Genomic DNA, 18835 nt, shown 5'->3' with positions numbered 1-18835 from the left:
GGGCGATGATCTCGGTCGAAGAGGCGATGGCGCGCTGCCTTGCTCTTGCCGCTCCGCTTCCGGCCGAACCCGTGCCACTGGCTGACGCAGCTGGCCGGTGGATGTGCCAGCCCGCCACCGCCCGGCGCGACCAGCCGCCCTTTGCCGCCTCGGCGATGGATGGCTATGCGGTGCAGGGCGACCCCGCCCCCGGTGACCGCTTGTCCGTGATCGGCGAGGCAGGGGCCGGCCATGCCTTTACGGGCCGCTTCGGCCCCGGTCAGGCGGTCCGCATCTTCACCGGCGCGCCGGTGCCGGAGGGGGCGACGCGCGTGGTGATCCAGGAGGATGTGACGCGCGACGGCGACGCGATCACCGTCAAGCCCGGCATCGATGCCGCCACGCATATCCGCCCGCAGGGACAGGACTTCCGGATCGGCGACAGCCTTGGCCCGCGCCGCCTGCGCCCGGCAGACCTTGCCCTTCTGGCCGCGATGAACCTGGCCGAGGTGCCCTGTACCCGAAAGCCCGTGGTAGCGATCATCGCCACCGGGGATGAACTCGTGATGCCGGGCGAAGACCCGCGCCCCGACCAGATCGTCGCCTCGAACAGCTTTGCCCTGAAGGCGATGGTCGAGGCCGAGGGGGGCAAGGCGCGCCTCCTGCCCATCGCCCGGGACACCGAGGCGGAACTGGCCACCGTCCTTGGCCTCGCCGAAGGGGTGGACCTGATCGTCACCATCGGCGGGGCCTCGGTCGGGGACCATGACCTTGTGGGCAAGGCTGCGGGGCTGGAGCACAGCTTCTGGAAGCTGGCGCTGCGCCCGGGCAAGCCCCTGATGGCGGGGAGGCTGAATGGCGTGCCGATGCTGGGCCTGCCCGGAAACCCGGTCTCGGCCATCGTCTGCGGGCATCTTTTCCTTCTGCCAATGGTCCGGGCAATGCTTGGCGACCCCGACCCGCGCCCCCGGCCACGGCAGGCACAGCTGACAGTCGACCTGACCGCGAACGGCCCCAGGGCGCATTACATGCGGGCGCGCCTTGGCCCGGGCGAGGGAATGCCGCTGATCACGCCCTTCGACCGGCAGGACTCGGCGCTGCTGTCGATCCTTGGGCAGGCCGACGCCCTGCTGATCCGCCCGGTCAACGACCCCGCCCGTGTCGCGGGGAGCACGGTGAACTACCTGCCGCTTTGACCGACCTTGTGGATAACGCTTGACACAAACCGGGAACATGGGCAGAACATTGTGTTAACTCACGATGTGGAGACGCGTCCATGCTGACACGCAAGCAGTTGGAACTTCTGGACTTCATCAAGACCCGGATGGACCGCGATGGCGTTCCCCCGTCCTTTGACGAAATGAAGGACGCACTGGACCTGCGGTCCAAGTCCGGGATCCACCGGCTGATCACCGCGCTGGAGGAACGGGGGTTCATCCGCCGCCTCGCCCACCGCGCCCGCGCGCTGGAAATCATCAAGCTGCCCGATGCGATGGAAAAGCCCGGGTTCAGCCCCCGCGTCATCGCCGGTGACCGCGCCGATCCGCCGAAAGGTGCGATGCCGGTCTCGTCCGTGCATGCGCTGGAACTGCCGGTCATGGGCCGCATCGCCGCCGGTGTCCCGATCGAGGCGATCTCCGAGGTTTCGCATCACGTGGCGGTGCCGGGGTCGATGCTTTCCGGCAAGGGTCAGCACTATGCCCTTGAGGTCAAAGGCGATTCCATGATCGAAGCCGGGATCAACGATGGTGACATCGTGGTGATCCGCGAACAGACGACGGCCGAGAATGGCGATATCGTCGTGGCGCTGGTCGAGGATCATGAGGCGACGCTCAAGCGCTTCCGCCGCCGTGGGAACATGATCGCGCTTGAAGCCGCGAACCCCGCCTATGAAACGCGGGTGTTCCCCGATCACCTCGTGAAAGTGCAGGGCCGCCTTGTCGGGCTGATCCGCAGCTACTGACCTGCCGCCAACTGCTTTGCCGACACGCCGGCAGGCATCTCCGGCAGGTTAACGCGGCGGTGGGGCGGTGACCATAGACGGCTCCCGGTGCGCGTCGGTTCGACCCGCAACTGCCCGCCATCCGTCCAGACGGCCAGCGGCCCCGTTCCGGCCAGCACCTTGCGGTCGATCAGCGTGCAGTCCTTCGGCGCGTCCTCGGCCCAGTCGGCCAGGATCACCAGCCCGGCGGTCGCGCAGGTCGCCGCAAGCTTGGCCGTGCCATCCTTCCCGCTCAGCGCCACCGCCGAAACGCCGTTCAACTGGAACCAGCGTTCGCCCTTCGGCCCGGTGAACCCCGCCCGGGCAGCGGCAAGCTTCTGCCCGGCAAGATCGCCGTCATTCTCCAGCCAGGTCTCGGCGGCAAAGCCACCTCCGCGGGCCGCACTCAGCACCCTGCCCTCCGGCCCGGAGAGCCCCAGAAGCTTGCCATCGCCCGAAATCAGAAGGTCCGGCCGCTCTGCCCCCGCCCAAAGCAGGAAGGCCGCAGCAACCGGGACAAGGCCAAGCGCCCTGACCCGCCCCTGCCACAGCACCGCCCAGACCGCCCCCAGCGTCAGGACCGGCAGCACCCATGGCCCCGGCTCCGGGATCGCGGTGACGGACCCTTCCAGCCCCGCAATCCAGTGCGCGACGAAAAGGATCCAGCGCGCACCCTGCTCCATCACCCAAAGGGGCAACGCGGCAAGACCAAGGGGCGCCAGCAGCGCCGCCAGCGCCCCCATCGGCATGATGACCGCGCCCATGACCGGCACGGTCATCAGGTTCGCCAGAAGCCCATAGTCCGCGAACCGGTTGAAATGCGCCGCCGCGTAAGGAGCGGTCGCAAAGCCCGCGATGACGGAACTTGCCACCAGCGTGAAGACCGGCATCGCCCAGCGGGGCAGCTTCTCGCGGTAGATCCCGCGGTCCAGCGCCGCGAACCCGGCTATCAGCGCGATCGTGGCGGCAAAGGACATCTGGAACCCCGGCTCCAGAAGGCTTTCGGGCTTGGTTAGCAGGATCACCAGCGCCGCCACCGCGACCGACCGCAGCGTCAGCGCCCGCCGGTCAAGAAGCACCGCGCCCAGAAAGACCGCGATCATGATGAAGGCCCGCTCCGTCGCCACATTCGCGCCAGACAGAAGCAGGTAGAAGAGCGCCACGCCAAGGCTGACCACTGCCGCGACCTTCTTCGTGTTCACCCGCAGGGCGACGTAAGGGATCAGCGCAAGCCCATAGCGCAGAAGCGCGAAGACGAAGGCGGTCAGGAACGCCATGTTCATCCCCGAGATCGCCAGAAGATGCGCAAGCGAACTGTCGCGAAGCGCCTTCACCGTCTCTTCGGTGATGGCCGAACGGTCGCCGGTCATCGCCCCTGCCGCGAAAGCGCCCGCCTGCCCCTCCATATGCGAAAGCATCCCTGCGGTCAGGTGGCGGCGCAGCCGGTCGATCGGGCGCGCACCCTCGGCTGGTTCCTCAAGCAAGAGAACGGGGGTGCGGGTATAGCCGACGGCCCCCAACCGGTCGAAAAAGGCCATGCGGCGAAAGTCGAAGCCGCTGGGTTCCACCGGGCCTTCCGGCGCGGCAAGGCTGGCGGTCAGGATCACCACCTGTCCCGGCACCGGGTCCAGCCAGGGTTGATCGCCCTGAAGCGAGACGCGCACCCTCTCGGGCGTGCGGTCCGGCGGCACCTCACGCAGGGTCACCCGGTCCAGCGTCAACCGCAGGGCATCGGAGTGGGAGCGGTCGATGCCGACGATCCTCCCTTCGACCGGGCCGTAGTAGCGAAAGTCGAGCATCGGTGCCGCCACCGACTGGGCGCGGATTCCGGCCGCAAGCCAGCCCGCGGCCAAGGCCGCCAGTGCAAGCGCCAAGGGACGGCCAAGCTCTGGCCCCCGGGCAGCCAAAGCAAGGCCGATCATCAGGATCAGCGCGGCCAGCGCGTAGCTGCCGGCGCCTGGTTCACGGTCCACGGCGAACCAGATGCCCACGCCGGTTCCCACCAGCACCGCAATCCAGGGGAAAAGCCCGCCGCGTGCCGCCTGCAGCACCTGCAGGGGCCGCAGGACCAGGGGAACCACGGTCTGAAGGGGCGCCACCTTGTCACCCACCCTGCGATTGCCTAAACGCGGGGGCAAGCCTAGACCTGCCATGGTTTCCGAAAGGTTAACTTCGATGACATCTGCCACGCCCGCCCCCGTGGTCACCCGCTTTGCGCCCTCGCCCACCGGCTACCTGCACATCGGTGGCGGCAGGACCGCACTCTTCAACTGGCTTTACGCACGGGGCCGGGGGGGTAAGTTCCTCCTTCGGATCGAGGATACCGACCGCGAGCGCTCCACGCCCGAGGCGACGGCGGCAATCCTGCGGGGCCTGACCTGGCTTGGCCTTGACTGGGATGGCGATGTCGTCAGCCAGTTCGAACGGCGTGACCGCCATGCCGAGGTCGCGCGCGAGATGCTGGCGCGAGGAACGGCCTACAAGTGCTTTTCCACCAAGGAAGAAATCGAGGCCTACCGCGCCGCGCGCGAGGCCGAGGGGGCTAGTTATGCCGTTTTCCAAAGCCCATGGCGCGATGCCGATCCGTCCACCTACCCCGACACGCCCTATGCGATCCGCATGAAGGCCCCGCGCACGGGTGAGACGGTGATCGAGGATCAGGTGCAAGGCCGCGTCGTCATCAGGAACGAGACGCTGGACGACATGATTGTCCTACGCAGTGACGGCACGCCGGTCTACATGCTGGCCGTGGTGGTCGATGACCACGACATGGGCGTGACCCATGTGATCCGGGGCGACGACCACCTGAACAACGCCGCCCGCCAGCAGATGGTCTATGACGCGATGGGCTGGCAGGTGCCGGTCTGGGCCCATATCCCGCTGATCCACGGGCCGGACGGCAAGAAGCTGTCCAAGCGCCACGGGGCGACCGGGGTCGAGGAATACCAGGCCATGGGCTACCCGGCGGCGGGGATGCGGAACTACCTGACGCGTCTTGGCTGGGCGCATGGCGATGCCGAGATTTTCACCTCGGACGAGGCGATGCAGATGTTCGACTTGAAGGGAATCGGTCGCGCCCCGGCCCGGCTGGACTTCAAGAAGCTGGAAAACACCTGCGGGCATCATATGGCGATGGCCGATGATGCTGCGCTGCTGCATGAATTGCAGGCTTTCCTGACGGCTGCGGGCCTGCCTGCCTTGACTCCGGTGCAAGAACAGCGAATGCGGGAGGCCCTGACCTTCCTCAAGAAATCTGCGAAGACATTCCCGGAACTTCTTGAAAAGGCTTCATTCCTGATGATCTCGCGCCCCGTGGTGCCGGATGCCAAGGCCGCCGAGGCGCTGGATACGGTATCCCGTGGTATACTGAAATCGTTGACGCCGCGCCTGCAAAGTGCTAGCTGGACAAAAGAGGCGCTTGAACCGATCCTGACCGAAGCGGCGGCCGAACATGGCCTGGGCTTCGGCAAGCTGGCCGCCCCCTTGCGGGCAGCCATCGCTGGCAAAAGCGTTACACCAAGCGTCTACGACATGATGCTGGTCATCGGTCGGGACGAGACCGTTGCCAGGCTGGCGGACGCGGCGGGCTGACCCTCCGCCCCCGGCCTTGAAGCCGCCCCGTCGGGGTGCAAGGATAGCCACGGTGCGCCCCTGCCAGGGACGCGCCGCCTGAGCCGGGGGAGAACGATGTCGGACAAAGTCGCAAAGCTTGAGCTGGACGGGAAGAGCTATAACCTTCCGGTCCACAAACCCACCCTCGGCCCCGATGTGCTGGACATCCGCAAGCTTTACGGCGAGGCGGACGTCTTCACCTATGATCCGGGCTTCACCTCGACCGCCGCCTGCGAAAGTGCGATCACCTACATCGACGGCGACAAGGGCGAGCTTCTCTATCGCGGCTACCCGATCGAGCAACTGGCAGACAAGTCGACGCATCTCGAGGTCTGCTACCTGCTTCTCTACGGTGAACTCCCGACTGCGGCGCAGCTGGCGGACTTCATACAGCGTGTGACCAAGCACACGATGGTGCATGAACAGATGCACTATTTCTTCCGCGGCTTCCGCCGCGACGCGCATCCGATGGCGACCATGGTGGGCGTGGTCGGCGCGATGGCTGCTTTCTATCACGACTCGACCGACATCAATGACCCCTGGCAGCGCGAGGTCGCCGCGATCCGCATGATCGCGAAGCTCCCGACCATCGCCGCGATGGCCTACAAGTATTCGGTCGGCCAGCCCTTCGTGTACCCCAAGAACGCGCTCAGCTACGCGGGCAACTTCCTGCACATGTGCTTTGCCGTCCCCTCCGAGGACTATGTGGTCTCGCCGATCCTGGAAAAGGCGATGGACCGCATCATGATGCTCCACGCCGATCACGAACAGAACGCCTCGACCTCGACCGTCCGCCTTGCGGGATCTTCCGGCGCGAACCCCTTCGCCTGCATCGCCGCCGGCATCGCCTGCCTTTGGGGGCCCGCGCATGGCGGGGCGAACCAGGCCTGCCTCGAGATGCTGAAGGAAATCGGCACCGTCGACCGCATTCCCGAATTCATCGCCAAGGCCAAGGACAAGAATTCCGGCTTCCGCCTGATGGGCTTCGGCCACCGGGTCTACAAAAACTTCGACCCGCGCGCGAAGGTGATGAAGGAAAGCGCTGACGAGGTGCTGGGGCTTCTCGGCATCGAGAACAACCCGCTGCTGCAGGTCGCGAAGGAACTCGAGCGGATTGCGCTTGAAGACGAGTATTTCATCTCGAAGAAGCTCTACCCCAACGTCGATTTCTACTCGGGCATCATCCTCGAGGCGATGGGCTTCCCGACCGCGATGTTCACCCCGATCTTCGCGATCAGCCGCACCGTGGGCTGGATCAGCCAGTGGAAGGAAATGATCGCCGACCCGACGCAGAAGATCGGCCGTCCGCGGCAGCTTTACATCGGGCCGAAGCACCGCGACTACGTCGACCTGCGGCACCGCTAGGCCGCAAGCCAACGATTTTCGTCGAAAAATCGAAAACGGCCGGGCTTCAGCCCCGGCCGTCAAGCGTTGTGACACGGCCGTAAAGATCTACCCGCCGGTCACGGAACAGCCCCCAGCTTGCCCGGAGCACAGCGATGTCCTTCAGGTCGAAGCGGTGAACCAGCACCTCCTCGCCCGTGCGGCCCGCCTTGGCCACCAGTTGCCCGGTGTGGTCGGCAATGAAGCTTGAGCCGCAAAAGGTCACCTCACGCCCCTCCGGCGCCACCTCGGTGCCGATCCGGTTCGACGCGACGACCGGCATTATGTTCGCCGCCGCATGGCCGCGCATCACCATTTCCCAGTGCGGCTGGCTGTCGTAGCCGGGGGCCGGGGGTTCCGAGCCGATGGCCGTGGGGTAAAGCAGCATCTCCGCCCCCTGCAAGGCCATCGCCCGCGCGCATTCGGGGAACCACTGGTCCCAGCAGATGCCCACGCCGATCCGGCCGAAGGCGGTGTCCCAGACCCGGAAACCGGTGTCGCCAGGCGAGAAGTAGTACTTCTCCTCATACCCCGGCCCCTGCGGGATATGGCTTTTCCGGTAGACGCCCATGACCCGCCCGTCCGCATCGACCATGGCGATCGAGTTGAAGAAGGCGGGCCCGGCGCGTTCGAAGAAGCTCACTGGAATCACCACCCCCAGCTCCCTGGCCAGCGCGGCGAAGCGGGCGACGAGGGGGTTGCCCTCCAGCGGCTGTGCAAGGTCGAAGTAGCGGGGGTGCTGTTCGATGCAGAAGTAGGGGGCGGCGAAAAGCTCCTGGATCAGGACGACATTTGCCCCCTGCCCCGCCGCCTGCCGGACCAGCGCCTCGGCACGGTCGGCGTTGGCGGGGAGGTCCCAGGAACAGGCGAACTGGGTGGCGGCGACGGTCACGTGGCGCATGTTTGACCCCTTCAGGCAGGCATGGAAAGGCCCGGCAAGGTCCCCCCTGCCGGGCCGGAAAGTCAAGCCTTCGCGCCGTCAGAGCTTCAGGCTGAGAACCGTCGCCATCTGCAGATCGCCGAACCCGTTGAAGCGGGTGTTGGTGACGGTGGAATAGGACCCCATACCCTGCCAGATCACGTAATCCCCCTCGGCGATGTCCGACGGCAGCGGCAGCTCGCCCGGCAGGCGGTCGACCGAATCGCAGGTCGGGCCGAAGACGATGCGCGGCAATACCTCGCCCGTCCGGCGCGCGCCTTCGGGAGACAGCACCTCCATCCGGTCGATCACGCCGATCATGGGGAGTTCGGTCAGCGCGCCGTAGACGCCGTCGTTCAGGAACACATGCGTTCCGTCCCGCAGCGCCTTGACCCGGGCGGCCAGCGCGAAGGCATCGCCGCACAGGGCGCGGCCCGGTTCGCAGACCAGAAGCGGGCGGTCGGCGCCGAAAGCCTCGGTCGCGACGCGGTCGATCAGCGCGAAGGTTTCCTCGATCTGCGGGACGATCCCCTTCATCCGGTGGTTCGGGAAACCGCCGCCCACATTCAGCCGCGCAATGGTCACGCCGGCGTTCCGGGCAATGACGGCCGCCTCGCGGATGTAATGCTCCCAGGCCGCCGGATCGGTGCACTGGGTGCCCGGGTGGAAGGTGAGCGAGGGGATGTAGCCCGCCGCCGCCACCGTCTTCAGAAGGTCGACCGCAAGTTCCGAGGTCGCGCCGAACTTGGCACCGAAGTTGTAGGCGGCCCCGGCGACCGGCAGCTTGAAGCGGACCGAGATCTCGGTGCCCTCGGCGGGAACCATCTCGATCAGCTTCTGCAGTTCCGAGGCCGAATCGACGCTGTAGGACTTCACGCCACGCGCGACCGCATGGGCGATCTCGTGCCGCGCGCGGACCGGGTTGTTGTAGTGGATCGCCGCATCGGGGGCGAGGCGGCGGATCAGGTCGATCTCGAACGGCGAGGCGCAGTCATAGCCGCGGATGCCGGCAGCCGCGAGGTTCTCGACCATCGCCTCGCCCGGGTTCGACTTCACCGCATAGGTGACCATCCCCGGAAAACCGTCGATGAACCGGCGCGCGGCGGCTTGTGCAGCCGAGGGCGCGAAGAACAGAACCGGGTTTTCCGGCTGCTGATTGCGGAGGTATTCGGTTGGATTGGTCCAAATCGTCTTGGAGAGTCCCATCGGCGTATTTCCCTTTGCCAACAAGACGCTTCGCCCTTCCCCGCAGCAGCTTTGGGTTCGGACACCAGCGTGGTTTCAAGTGAACCAGGCCAGGTGCGTATGAGCCGCCCTTTTCCTGCAGTGAAGGATGCCGCATATGGTGGACAAACTCACCGAACAAAACTGTATTAATGGCGGGATGTATCGTTATAATGACGAAAACGTCGGACAAAATGCATGGATGATCTCGATCGCAACATTCTGGGGCTTCTGGGGGCCGATGCGCGGATGTCGGTCGCAACCCTGTCGCGGCGGCTGAAGGTCGCGCGGTCGACGATTCAGGCGCGGCTGGAGCGGCTGGAGACCACCGGGATCATCGCTGGCTACACGCTTCGGCTGGGCGAGGCCGCGCGCGAAGGGCGGCTGCGCGCCTCGGTCCTTCTGACGATCGAGCCCCGGTCGCAGGCCGCGGTGCTGACGCGGCTGAAGTCAATTTCAGAGGTCGAGAAGGTCTTTACCACCTCGGGCCGGTTCGATTTCCTGTTGCAGGTCGCCTGCCCGAACACAGCCGTCCTCGACCAGGTCCTGGACCAGATCGGCGCGATGACCGGGGTCAAGGCGTCGGAAAGCCTGATCCACCTGTCGACAAAGATCGACCGCGCCGTCTGACGCCGGGAACCTGCCAGCGGCTTCCGGGGTTCGTGGGAAACAAGACGCAGGAGGATGCGATGTACGTCGACGGCTTTCTCATTCCCGTCCGCGACGGCGACAAGGACACCTATCGCGACCATGAGTTGCAGTGGTGGCCGAAGTTCCGTGAGATGGGCGCGCAGACCCTGGTGGCCGCCTGGGGAAATGATGTTCCCGAAGGCAAGCATACCGATTTCCGTCGCGCGGTTGACCTTCAAACCGGAGAATCGATGGTGTTCTGCTGGATGACCTGGCCGGACAAGGGCACCCGCGACCGGGCCCATGCCGCGATGATGCAGGACCCGCAGATGGAGGGGATCGAGATGCCCTTCGACGGCAAGCGGATGATCTATGGCGGGTTCGAGCCGCTGCTTCAGGTCGACTGACTTTCAGCCGGATAACCTGAGCTGTGCCGCGTGCCTTGCGGGCGGCCCTCAGGGCGTGGGCAGAACCCGGCGCAGGATCGAGGCGACCATCGCGTCACGCGCAGCAGGGGGCAGGGTTCCCACCGTCTTGAGCCGCCCTGCCGCCAGAAGGTCGGCCAGGCCATGGGCCAGTGCCCAGACCGAGGCCTCGTCTTCGGTATGCCGCCCACCGGCCGCCCCCACCTGATCCACCAGATGCTGAAACGCCGCCCGTGCGGCTTGCCCAAGGTTCGGGTCGTCGAAATTCGGGCGCTCGGATTGCCAGAGCAGACGGAAGAGCGTGGGCCGCGCCAAGGCAAAGTCGACATAGCCCAGTCCCGCCGCGATGAGTTGAGATGCCGGATCGGGCGGCGAGGCAGCCTCACGCGCGGCCTGTGCGGCCAGGAACTGCCGGAACCCTTCGGCAGCCAGCGCGGTCAGAAGTCCCTTTGCATCGCCGAAATGATGCGCCGGTGCGGCGTGGCTGACCCCGGCCCGCTTGGCGACCGAACGGAGAGAGAAGGCCTCCATCCCGCGTTCGGCCAGTTCCGCCTCAGCCGCGACAAGCAGGGCATGGCGCAGGTCGCCATGGTGGTAAGGCTGCTTTTCGGCAGCTTCTCGTGACGGGCCGGACGGGGCGAGGTCTTGCATGACGATTGGATAACAGTGCGCCGCGCGCCTGTCAAAACTTATCTTGACAATGGAAAGACTCTCCCTATCTTGACGTTGGCAAGATTGACTTGCCGGAGACTTTATCGGCCATGAACGCGCCCGCCCCACCGCCTGACACCGCCCGATCCGCACATGCCGCGACGGTCCGGCCCATTTCGCCGGTCACCATCCATACGTTGCGGCTGCGGATGTCGAACGTCCACCTCGCCCTCGCACCGCGCCCGGTGCTGATCGACACTGGCAGCCACGGCGATGCCGACCGGATCCTGCACTGGATCGCGGCGCTTGGCGTCGCTGTCCCGGACACGATCGTCCTGACCCATGCGCATGCCGATCATGCCGGGTCGGCCGCTGAGTTGCGGCGACTGACCGGCGCGCGCCTCTGCCTTGCGCCGGAGGACTGGCCAATGGCCGCCGCAGGCCGCAATGGACCACTCGGTCCGGTGCGTCTGAGCGCATGGCCGCTGCAATTCTTGGTGCCGGACCGGTTCGAACCCTTCGTGCCGGACGTGGCGCTGGACGGTCAGCCCGCGCTGGAGGCACTAGGCCTCAATGCCAAGCTCATGCCGACCCCCGGCCATACCCCTGGATCGGTCAGCCTGCTTTTCGGCGACGGGCAGGCGGTGGTCGGCGATATTCTGATGGGGGGCTATCTCGGCGGCCAGGTCCGCCCCTGCCACCCCCGCCCGCATTACTTCGCCCGCTCGGTGACCCGGAACGCCGAAAGCCTCGCGCGGGTCCTCTCCCGGGGTGCCACGACGCTGCACGTCGGCCACGGCGGGCCTCTGGACGCAAACCACATCAAGGGACAAATCCTCCAATGACCCCCGACGCCCTTTTTCAATACAGCAGCCCCCTCGCCATGCTCGGCTGGCTGGCGCTCGCTGTCTCGCCGCTTGCCCCGCGGCTTGCCCAGATCGTCGCGGCGGCCATAATCCCGCTTCTCCTCTCGCTCGCCTATACCGGGCTGATCCTCGCCTTCTGGTGGGAAGCGCCCGGCGGGTTCTCCTCGCTGGCCGAGGTCCAGGCTCTCTTCACCCACCCCGAGATCGCCCTTGCCGGCTGGCTTCACTACCTCGCCTTCGACCTTTTCGTCGGGGCCTGGATCACCCGCACCGCAGCGGCCGAGCGGATCGCCCACTGGATGATCCTGCCCTGCCTTGTCCTGACCTTCCTCTTCGGTCCCGCCGGGCTTTTCACCTTCGCAATCCTGCGCTTCACCCTGACCCGAAAGGTCCTGCCATGACCGCCACCCTTGCCGCCCCGCGCCCCTGGGCCGCCTCGACCCCGAACCGCCAGCTTCTGGCCATCACGCTTCTGACCGCCCTTGCCGCCCTACCCCCGCTGGTCGCGCTCGGCCTTGATCCCCGGCAGTTCCAGGGCGAGGCGATCTGGCTGAAGCCGGTGAAGTTCCACCTCGCCCTCACTGTCTACACCGCCACCCTCACCCTTTTCGCCATGCTTCTGCCCGAGGGCACCTTCACCTCCCGCCTCTGGCGCGTCTATATCGCCGTCGTGATCCTCTGCATCATCGCCGAGCTTCTCTGGATCGGCGCCGCCGCCGCCCTGGGCACCGCCTCGCATTTCAACCAGACCGGCCTCTGGGCGCCGCTTTACAGCCTGATGGGGGTGGCCGCCGTCACCCTGACCTCGCTCTCGCTGACGATGGGCCTCGTCTTCTGGCGCCACCGCGCCGATCCCCTGATGCTTTCCATAGCGCTTGGCCTGATCCTGACCTTCCTCCTCACCGTCCCCATCGCGGGCAACATGGCCTCGCAGCCCGGCCACCTTGTCGGCACGCCCCTGACCGGCGCGCGCTTCCCCCTGATGGGCTGGTCGCTGGAGGTGGGCGACCTGCGCCTGCCCCATTTCCTCGCCACCCACGCCATGCACGCCGTCCCCCTCGCCGGCCTGACCGGCAGCCGCACCGCCGTCTGGGCGACCGCCGCCGCCTTCACCGCCCTGACCCTCTGGTGCTTTGCCCGCGCGCTGCAAGGCCTTCCGCCCTTCTGACGCTTTCCCTTGACCGCAGGTCAGGCTAGAACGCCCGCGATCAAGGGGAAGACGACCATGCCGATGGAAAAGACCTTCAACGCCGCCGAGGCCGAAGCCCGCATCTCGAAGCTCTGGCTTGACCAGAAGGCCTTCCGCGCCGGTGCCAATGCCAAGCCCGGACACCCGGCCTTTTCCGTGATGATCCCGCCGCCAAACGTCACCGGCTCCCTTCACATGGGCCATGCCTTCAACAACACGCTGCAGGACATCCTGACCCGCTGGCATCGGATGATGGGCGACGACACGCTCTGGCAGCCCGGCACCGACCATGCCGGGATCGCGACCCAGATGGTGACCGAGCGCGAGATGGCGAAAGAGGGCAACCTTTCCCGCCGCGAAATGGGGCGCGAGAAGTTCACACTGAAGGTCTGGGAGCAGAAGCGGAAGTCGCGCGGCACGATCATCGGCCAGCTGCAGCGCCTTGGGGCAAGCTGCGACTGGGACCGCGAAGCCTTCACCATGTCCGGCGCCCCCGGTGCGCCTGCAGGTGAGGAAGGCAACTTCCACGATGCCGTCATCAAGGTCTTCGTCGACCTCTACGAGAAGGGCCTCATCTACCGCGGCAAGAGGCTGGTGAACTGGGACCCGCATTTCGAGACCGCCATCTCGGACCTCGAGGTCGAGAATACGGAAGTCCCCGGCCACATGTGGCACTTCAAGTATCCGCTCGCGGGTGGCGAGACCTACGAGTATGTCGAGAAGGACGCCGACGGCAACGTCACCTTCCGCGAGATGCGCGACTATATCTCCATCGCCACCACGCGGCCCGAGACGATGCTGGGCGACGGCGCGGTCGCGGTTCATCCATTGGATGAACGTTACGCGCCAATCGTCGGGAAACTATGCGAAATTCCGGTGGGTCCGAAAGAGCACCGCCGCCTGATCCCGATCATCACCGACGAATACCCTGACCCGACCTTCGGCTCGGGCGCGGTGAAGATCACCGGCGCGCATGACTTCAACGACTATGCCGTGGCCAAGCGTGCGGGCATCCCCTGCTATCGCCTGATGGACACCCGCGCCCAGATGCGGGCCGACGGCGCGCCCTATGCCGAGGCCGCCGAGATCGCCGGCCGCTTGTCCCGCGCCTGGCTGGTGGCAAAGGGCTATGTCCCGGCGGGGTTCGTGGAACAGCCCTTTAGCCTGACCGAAACCGAGATCGACGCGCTGAACCTCGTCCCCGACGATCTTCGCGGCCTTGATCGGTATGAGGCGAGAAAGCGGGTGGTCGAGGCGATCACGGCCGAAGGGCTGGCGGTCACGGTCCTCCAGAAATCCGTGGACAAGGAAACCGGTTCTGAACACCTGGAGCGTGTTCCTTACGTCGAATCCAAGCCGATCATGCAGCCCTTCGGCGACCGTTCGAAGGTGGTGATCGAGCCGATGCTGACCGACCAATGGTTCGTCGATACCGCGAAGATCGTCGGCCCCGCCCTCGACGCCGTGCGGGACGGTCGAACGAAGATCATCCCGCAGTCGGGCGAGAAGACCTATTACCACTGGCTGGAAAACATCGAACCCTGGTGCATCAGCCGCCAGCTCTGGTGGGGTCACCAGATTCCGGTATGGTATGGGCTTGACCTCTCTGCCCCGGGTTTCCGCGACGACGAAGGCGACGAGGCGCTGGACGAGGTCGAGATGCTGCGCATCCTCGGCGACGGCGGCTATGTCCAGCGCGAGGCGATCTACCATTGCGCGGCCGACGTTACCGGGGTTTCCGAAAGCTTCCGCGACAGCCTTGCCGCCCTGCCCCATCCCTTGAACCACGCCCGCGTGGTCGAGGTCGCCGACCGCGCCACCGCCGTCGAGATGCTCGCCGCATCGCTGGCCTCCTACGAGACAGAACAGGACCCGACGAAACTCGTCTACCCGATCTGGCGGGATGAGGATGTCCTCGACACCTGGTTCTCCTCCGGCCTCTGGCCGATCGGCACGCTCGGCTGGCCGGAACCCACGGAAGAACTGAAGAAATACTTCCCGACCTCGGTCCTCGTGACCGGACAGGACATCCTCTTCTTCTGGGTCGCCCGGATGATGATGATGCAGCTTGCCGTGGTGGAGGATGTGCCCTTCCGCACTGTCTATCTCCACGGCCTTGTCCGCGACGCCAAGGGCAAGAAGATGTCGAAGTCGCTGGGCAACGTCATCGACCCGCTGGAGATCATCGACGAATACGGTGCCGACGCGCTGCGCTTTGCCAATGCGGCGATGGCCTCCTTGGGTGGCGTCCTTAAGCTCGACACCCAGCGGATCGCGGGCTACCGGAACTTCGGGACGAAGCTCTGGAACGCCTGCCGCTTTGCCGAGATGAACGGGGTCTGGGAAGGCCACGCGACCGGCCCTGCGCCGACCCCGAACGCCACGGCCAACAAGTGGATCATCGGCGAGACGGCCAGGACCCTCGCCGAAGTCAACGAGGCGCTGGAGAACTACCGCTTCGACCAGGCCGCTGACGCGCTTTACAAATTCGTCTGGGGCAAGGTCTGCGACTGGTATGTCGAATTCGCCAAGCCCCTCTTCGACGGCCCCGACGCGGCCGAGACCCGGGCGACGATGGCCTGGGTTCTCGACCAGTCGATAATCCTCCTACACCCCTTCATGCCCTTCATCACCGAAGAGCTGTGGGGGACGACGGGCAAGCGCGAGAAGCTTCTGGTCCATACCGACTGGCCAGAGCTTCCCGCGACGCTGATCGACGCGGGCTCGATGGGCGAGATGACCTTCGTCACCACGCTGATCGACGACATCCGCTCCGCCCGCGCGCAGGTGCATGTCCCGGTGGGCCTGAAGGCCGACCTCGTTGCAACCTCGCTCACCGATGAGGCCCGCGCGGCCTTCGCCCGCAACGAGGCCCTCATCAAGCGTCTTGCCCGCGTGGACAACGTCACCGAAGGCGCGGCCCCCAAGGGCAGCATCGCGGTCGCTGCGGAAGGTGCCGCCTTTGCGATCCCGCTTCAGGGCCTGATCGACATCGGCGAAGAGAAGTCGCGGCTGCAGAAGGCGCTGGAAAAGCTGACGAAGGAAATCGGCGGGCTGAAAGGCCGGCTCGACAACCCGAACTTCGTTAAATCGGCCCCCGAGGACGTGGTGATGGAAGCGCAGTCCAACCTCGAAGCCCGGCAGGACGAGGCCACGAAGATGCAGGAGGCACTGGCGCGGCTTGCCGATCTGGGGTGATCGGCAGGCTATGGTCACGGGTTAAGATTTCGTAAACGCCCACGCGCAAGCCATTGATATAGATTTATTTTCCCATTTTGACCACTGTGGTCAAACCCTCTTGCACGGCCCTCCCGCCCGTGCCAGCCTGCATTCCATGAGCCGCTTTCTTACCCCCCGCGCCGCCTCGCTGCCCTCCACCGTCCCCTTCACCGGCCCCGAGGCGCTGGAACGCCAGACCGGCATCCCATTCCGCGCCCGTCTCGGGGCGAATGAATCGCTCTTCGGCCCCTCCCCGAAGGCCGTCGCCGCGATGCAGGCCGCGGCGGGCGGGGCCTGGATGTATGGCGACCCGGAAAACCACGACCTGAAGCAGGCCCTCGCCGCCCACCACGGCGTGACCCCCGCCCACATCGCCGTCGGCCCCGGCATCGACGGCCTCCTCGGCCTCATCTGCCGCCTGACGCTCGATCCCGGAACGCCGGTCGTGACCTCGCTCGGGGCCTACCCGACCTTCAATTTCCATGTGGCAGGGAACGGGGGCGATCTAACGCGGGTGCCCTACAAGGGCGATCACGAGGACCCGGACGCGCTGCTGGCCGCCGCACGGGCGACTGGGGCAAGGCTGATCTACCTCGCCAACCCCGACAACCCGATGGGCAGCCACCACCCGGCGGCGGTGATCGAGGAGATGGTGGCGAACCTGCCCGAGACGAGCCTTCTCCTCCTCGACGAGGCTTACGCCGACCTCGCACCGCCCGGCACGGTGCCCGCGATCCCGACGAACCATCTGCAAGTGATCCGCTTGCGGACCTTCTCCAAGGGCTACGGGCTGGCGGGGGCGAGGGTCGGCTATGCGGTGACCAACCCGGACCTCGCACAGGCCTTCGACAAGATCCGCGACCACTTCGGGATGGCCCGCATCAGCCAGGCTGGCGCCCTTGCGGCGCTGGCGGACCAGGACTGGCTGCGCGAGGTGCAGGCCCGGACCGTGACCGCCAGGGCGCGGCTGTCGGCCATCGCGAGGGCGAACGGGCTCAACCCCCTGCCCTCGGCCACCAATTTCGTCACAATCGACTGCGGCCGCGACGGCGACCACGCCCGCCGGGTGCTGGCCGAGCTTGGCGCGCGGGGGGTCTTCATCCGGATGCCGGGGGTAGCCCCCCTGGACCGCTGCATCCGCATCAGCCTCGGCGACGATGCGGCGCTGGATGTGCTTGACGAGATGCTCCCCGCGGCCCTGAAAGCCGCAGGCTGATCACTCGGCGGCGAGTTTGGCCGGGCCCACGGAAGGGGCCGAGGCAGGAAGTGGAGTTTCGGCCGGCCCAAGACGGGGCGCTGCGGGGGCGACGGGATCGCTGAGCATCAGGCGGGCCTGCGGCCGGTCGCCTTCGTCAGCCCCACCGATCGCCCGGCGGAACACGAGTACATTCTGGAAGGTCGTCTTCGTGCCGGTCAGGCCGACCCGTTCGTCGCACGGCAGGGCATCGGCGCGGACATAGTCCCACCCCTCGGCCCCGTACTGGTTCATCAATTGGGTCAGCGCATAGGCAAACCGGTCCTCGGTCGTCTTGACGCCCCGCGCCTTCTCGCCCCGTCGCGGGGCAGGAATGACTTTGTATTCAAACCGTTGCATCGGGTTTCTCCCGGTTTCGCTGCCGGATACATAGCGAACGAAAGTCCTTGCGGCAAATCACGCAAAGGTTTTTTGCGACCGACCGCGCCACATCGGCAACAGACGGCAGCAGAGGCTGGGCAGAATCAGGTGGCAGAAGTTCGGGGCTGCTCTGCCTTTTGCGGTTATCCCGAATAAGGCAACAATCGGTCGGTCAGCCACGTATTGTCGCCGATCTGTGCAGAATGACGAGAGGATTTCTCTCCCAGGTTGTGTCTTCACCGATCTGGTCGACATGAGACGTGTGTGTGCTACATTGGAACCAGTAGTCTGGTGCACATCGGCATTTTCTGGAGAGCTTTCATGTTGGCAGCCCGTCTTGCCTTGGCCGCACTGGTGGCATTTCTGCCTGGCCTGGCACCTGCTGCGACTGTCACGGTCGAGATGACGAAGTATGCCTCGGTCGGGTCCGCCTTGACGGCGCGCGACAGCTTCATCGGCAGCGGTGCGGTGATCGGCGAGGATTTCGAGGGCTTCGTAGCCTGCAACGGGACGAACACGGCCCTTTGTGCCAAGTCGCCGCATGATACGGCGGTCGGCCAGTTTTCGGGCATCGGGCCGGGCCAGACCAACGGTGGATCGCAGGTGAACCCGAAGGACAAGGTCGTCGTCCGGACGGCGGCCCCCAACCCCTACGGACGCTTCAACGTCACAACGGGTGGGGCGAACTGGCTGGACAGCAACGACCTGAAGGGCATCCAGTGGGATGTGCCGGGCATTGCCGGCCTTCCGATGATCACAAAGATCGCCTTCCTGCTGACCGACGTGGATGACGTGGGTTCGCTCGACTTCATTCTCAAGGTGATCGATGTCGGCACCGGCGAGTTCATGAATACGGTCGTGGCGCTGAACAACAACGGCCTGCCGAACGGGTCGCTGCATCTGGTCACGCTGCTCTTCAGCAACCCGGTCAAGGAGTTCCGGATCGAGATGATCAACGGCACGGGCGACGGCTTTGGCTTTGACGGCGCGCGGATCGCCATCGTGCCGGTCCCGGCGGCTGGCTTCATGTTGCTGGCGGCGCTTGGTGGTTTGGTGGCCCTGCGGCGGCGCAAGACGCTGGCCTGATCCGAAGGGATTTCTGATTGGCAAAGGGCGGTCCGCAGGGGTCGCCCTTTTTCATC

At 66.0% G+C, this 18835-nt stretch carries 17 protein-coding genes; 12 read left to right on the top strand and 5 right to left on the bottom strand.

Annotated elements, in window-relative coordinates:
• Positions 1–5: 5 nt before the first annotated feature.
• Positions 6–1175, top strand: coding sequence for a molybdopterin molybdotransferase MoeA (locus tag AC2D9V_RS12435; RefSeq protein WP_484714498.1), 1170 nt, complete (start codon positions 6–8; stop codon positions 1173–1175).
• Between the two features lie 80 nt (positions 1176–1255).
• A complete protein-coding gene (gene lexA / locus AC2D9V_RS12430; protein ID WP_484714381.1) occupies positions 1256–1942 on the top strand; it encodes a transcriptional repressor LexA in 687 nt (228 codons plus the stop codon).
• Here the strand turns inward: lexA and AC2D9V_RS12425 are convergent.
• Positions 1936–4059 (bottom strand): ComEC/Rec2 family competence protein, encoded by a 2124-nt coding sequence (locus AC2D9V_RS12425; protein ID WP_484714380.1) that lies wholly within the window; start codon positions 4057–4059, stop codon positions 1936–1938. The genes lexA and AC2D9V_RS12425 overlap by 7 nt on opposite strands.
• A 76-nt stretch (positions 4060–4135) precedes the next feature.
• On the opposite strand from AC2D9V_RS12425, the gene gltX reads away from it, so the two are divergent.
• Entirely contained in the window at positions 4136–5551 is a 1416-nt protein-coding gene (gltX, locus tag AC2D9V_RS12420) for a glutamate--tRNA ligase (RefSeq protein ID WP_484714379.1), read from the top strand.
• A 96-nt stretch (positions 5552–5647) separates the two neighbouring features.
• On the top strand, positions 5648–6937 hold the full coding sequence (locus tag AC2D9V_RS12415) for a citrate synthase (protein ID WP_484714378.1): 1290 nt from the start codon (positions 5648–5650) through the stop codon (positions 6935–6937).
• A gap of 46 nt (positions 6938–6983) precedes the next feature.
• Here AC2D9V_RS12415 and aguB read toward each other — a convergent pair whose 3' ends face one another.
• Both aguB and AC2D9V_RS12405 read right to left on the bottom strand, forming a co-directional pair.
• Positions 6984–7856: an N-carbamoylputrescine amidase gene (gene aguB, locus AC2D9V_RS12410; protein ID WP_484714377.1), complete on the bottom strand. Its 873-nt coding sequence runs from the start codon at positions 7854–7856 to the stop codon at positions 6984–6986.
• Positions 7857–7934: 78 nt separating this feature from the next.
• Positions 7935–9080 (bottom strand): type III PLP-dependent enzyme, encoded by a 1146-nt coding sequence (locus tag AC2D9V_RS12405; protein ID WP_484714376.1) that lies wholly within the window; start codon positions 9078–9080, stop codon positions 7935–7937.
• 216 nt (positions 9081–9296) lie between these two features.
• On the opposite strand from AC2D9V_RS12405, the gene AC2D9V_RS12400 reads away from it, so the two are divergent.
• Together AC2D9V_RS12400 and AC2D9V_RS12395 are read left to right on the top strand one after the other, a co-directional pair.
• A complete protein-coding gene (locus tag AC2D9V_RS12400; protein ID WP_484714375.1) occupies positions 9297–9728 on the top strand; it encodes an Lrp/AsnC family transcriptional regulator in 432 nt (143 codons plus the stop codon).
• Positions 9729–9760: 32 nt separating this feature from the next.
• Positions 9761–10135 carry a DUF1428 domain-containing protein gene (locus AC2D9V_RS12395; protein ID WP_484714374.1) on the top strand — a complete coding sequence of 125 codons (375 nt, stop codon included), beginning with the start codon at positions 9761–9763 and terminating at the stop codon, positions 10133–10135.
• 48 nt (positions 10136–10183) lie between these two features.
• On the opposite strand, the gene AC2D9V_RS12390 is transcribed toward AC2D9V_RS12395, so the two are convergent.
• Complete coding sequence (locus tag AC2D9V_RS12390) at positions 10184–10804, bottom strand: TetR/AcrR family transcriptional regulator (protein WP_484714373.1); 621 nt, start codon at positions 10802–10804, stop codon at positions 10184–10186.
• 110 nt (positions 10805–10914) lie between these two features.
• Here AC2D9V_RS12390 and AC2D9V_RS12385 point away from each other — a divergent pair, with 110 nt between their 5' ends.
• From AC2D9V_RS12385 to AC2D9V_RS12365, 5 genes are all read left to right on the top strand, one after another.
• Positions 10915–11649 (top strand): MBL fold metallo-hydrolase, encoded by a 735-nt coding sequence (locus AC2D9V_RS12385; protein WP_484714372.1) that lies wholly within the window; start codon positions 10915–10917, stop codon positions 11647–11649.
• Complete coding sequence (locus tag AC2D9V_RS12380; protein ID WP_484714371.1) at positions 11646–12071, top strand: ABA4-like family protein; 426 nt, start codon at positions 11646–11648, stop codon at positions 12069–12071. Before AC2D9V_RS12385 ends, AC2D9V_RS12380 begins: the two co-directional genes overlap by 4 nt.
• Positions 12068–12838, top strand: a complete 771-nt coding sequence (locus AC2D9V_RS12375) for a hypothetical protein (RefSeq protein ID WP_484714370.1) — start codon at positions 12068–12070, stop codon at positions 12836–12838. The genes AC2D9V_RS12380 and AC2D9V_RS12375 overlap by 4 nt, the downstream gene beginning before the upstream one ends.
• A 57-nt stretch (positions 12839–12895) precedes the next feature.
• On the top strand, positions 12896–16057 hold the full coding sequence (locus AC2D9V_RS12370; RefSeq protein ID WP_484714369.1) for a valine--tRNA ligase: 3162 nt from the start codon (positions 12896–12898) through the stop codon (positions 16055–16057).
• Between the two features lie 136 nt (positions 16058–16193).
• Complete coding sequence (locus AC2D9V_RS12365) at positions 16194–17294, top strand: pyridoxal phosphate-dependent aminotransferase (protein ID WP_484714368.1); 1101 nt, start codon at positions 16194–16196, stop codon at positions 17292–17294.
• On the opposite strand, the gene AC2D9V_RS12360 is transcribed toward AC2D9V_RS12365, so the two are convergent.
• A complete protein-coding gene (locus AC2D9V_RS12360; protein WP_484714367.1) occupies positions 17295–17672 on the bottom strand; it encodes a DUF4177 domain-containing protein in 378 nt (125 codons plus the stop codon). It lies immediately after the preceding gene.
• 342 nt (positions 17673–18014) lie between these two features.
• On the opposite strand from AC2D9V_RS12360, the gene AC2D9V_RS12355 reads away from it, so the two are divergent.
• The gene (locus AC2D9V_RS12355) at positions 18015–18779 is read left to right on the top strand and encodes a VPLPA-CTERM sorting domain-containing protein (protein WP_484714366.1); all 765 of its coding nucleotides are present in this window, start codon (positions 18015–18017) and stop codon (positions 18777–18779) included.
• Positions 18780–18835: the final 56 nt, after the last annotated feature.

Source organism: Tabrizicola sp. T46, assembly GCF_057219895.1.
Note: the sequence above shows the minus strand (reverse complement) of the source record. Positions and strands in the feature narration are given on the sequence as shown.

Excerpts from the sequence above, each read along its gene's own strand:
- AC2D9V_RS12435 (WP_484714498.1), top strand. The coding sequence starts at position 6 with ATGATCTCGGTCGAAGAGGCGATGGCGCGCTGCCTTGCTCTTGCCGCT.
- lexA (WP_484714381.1), top strand. The coding sequence starts at position 1,256 with ATGCTGACACGCAAGCAGTTGGAACTTCTGGACTTCATCAAGACCCGG.
- gltX (WP_484714379.1), top strand. The coding sequence starts at position 4,136 with ATGACATCTGCCACGCCCGCCCCCGTGGTCACCCGCTTTGCGCCCTCG.
- AC2D9V_RS12415 (WP_484714378.1), top strand. The coding sequence starts at position 5,648 with ATGTCGGACAAAGTCGCAAAGCTTGAGCTGGACGGGAAGAGCTATAAC.
- aguB (WP_484714377.1), bottom strand. The coding sequence starts at position 7,856 with ATGCGCCACGTGACCGTCGCCGCCACCCAGTTCGCCTGTTCCTGGGAC.
- AC2D9V_RS12405 (WP_484714376.1), bottom strand. The coding sequence starts at position 9,080 with ATGGGACTCTCCAAGACGATTTGGACCAATCCAACCGAATACCTCCGC.
- AC2D9V_RS12400 (WP_484714375.1), top strand. The coding sequence starts at position 9,297 with ATGGATGATCTCGATCGCAACATTCTGGGGCTTCTGGGGGCCGATGCG.
- AC2D9V_RS12390 (WP_484714373.1), bottom strand. The coding sequence starts at position 10,804 with ATGCAAGACCTCGCCCCGTCCGGCCCGTCACGAGAAGCTGCCGAAAAG.
- AC2D9V_RS12385 (WP_484714372.1), top strand. The coding sequence starts at position 10,915 with ATGAACGCGCCCGCCCCACCGCCTGACACCGCCCGATCCGCACATGCC.
- AC2D9V_RS12380 (WP_484714371.1), top strand. The coding sequence starts at position 11,646 with ATGACCCCCGACGCCCTTTTTCAATACAGCAGCCCCCTCGCCATGCTC.
- AC2D9V_RS12375 (WP_484714370.1), top strand. The coding sequence starts at position 12,068 with ATGACCGCCACCCTTGCCGCCCCGCGCCCCTGGGCCGCCTCGACCCCG.
- AC2D9V_RS12370 (WP_484714369.1), top strand. The coding sequence starts at position 12,896 with ATGCCGATGGAAAAGACCTTCAACGCCGCCGAGGCCGAAGCCCGCATC.
- AC2D9V_RS12365 (WP_484714368.1), top strand. The coding sequence starts at position 16,194 with ATGAGCCGCTTTCTTACCCCCCGCGCCGCCTCGCTGCCCTCCACCGTC.
- AC2D9V_RS12360 (WP_484714367.1), bottom strand. The coding sequence starts at position 17,672 with ATGCAACGGTTTGAATACAAAGTCATTCCTGCCCCGCGACGGGGCGAG.
- AC2D9V_RS12355 (WP_484714366.1), top strand. The coding sequence starts at position 18,015 with ATGTTGGCAGCCCGTCTTGCCTTGGCCGCACTGGTGGCATTTCTGCCT.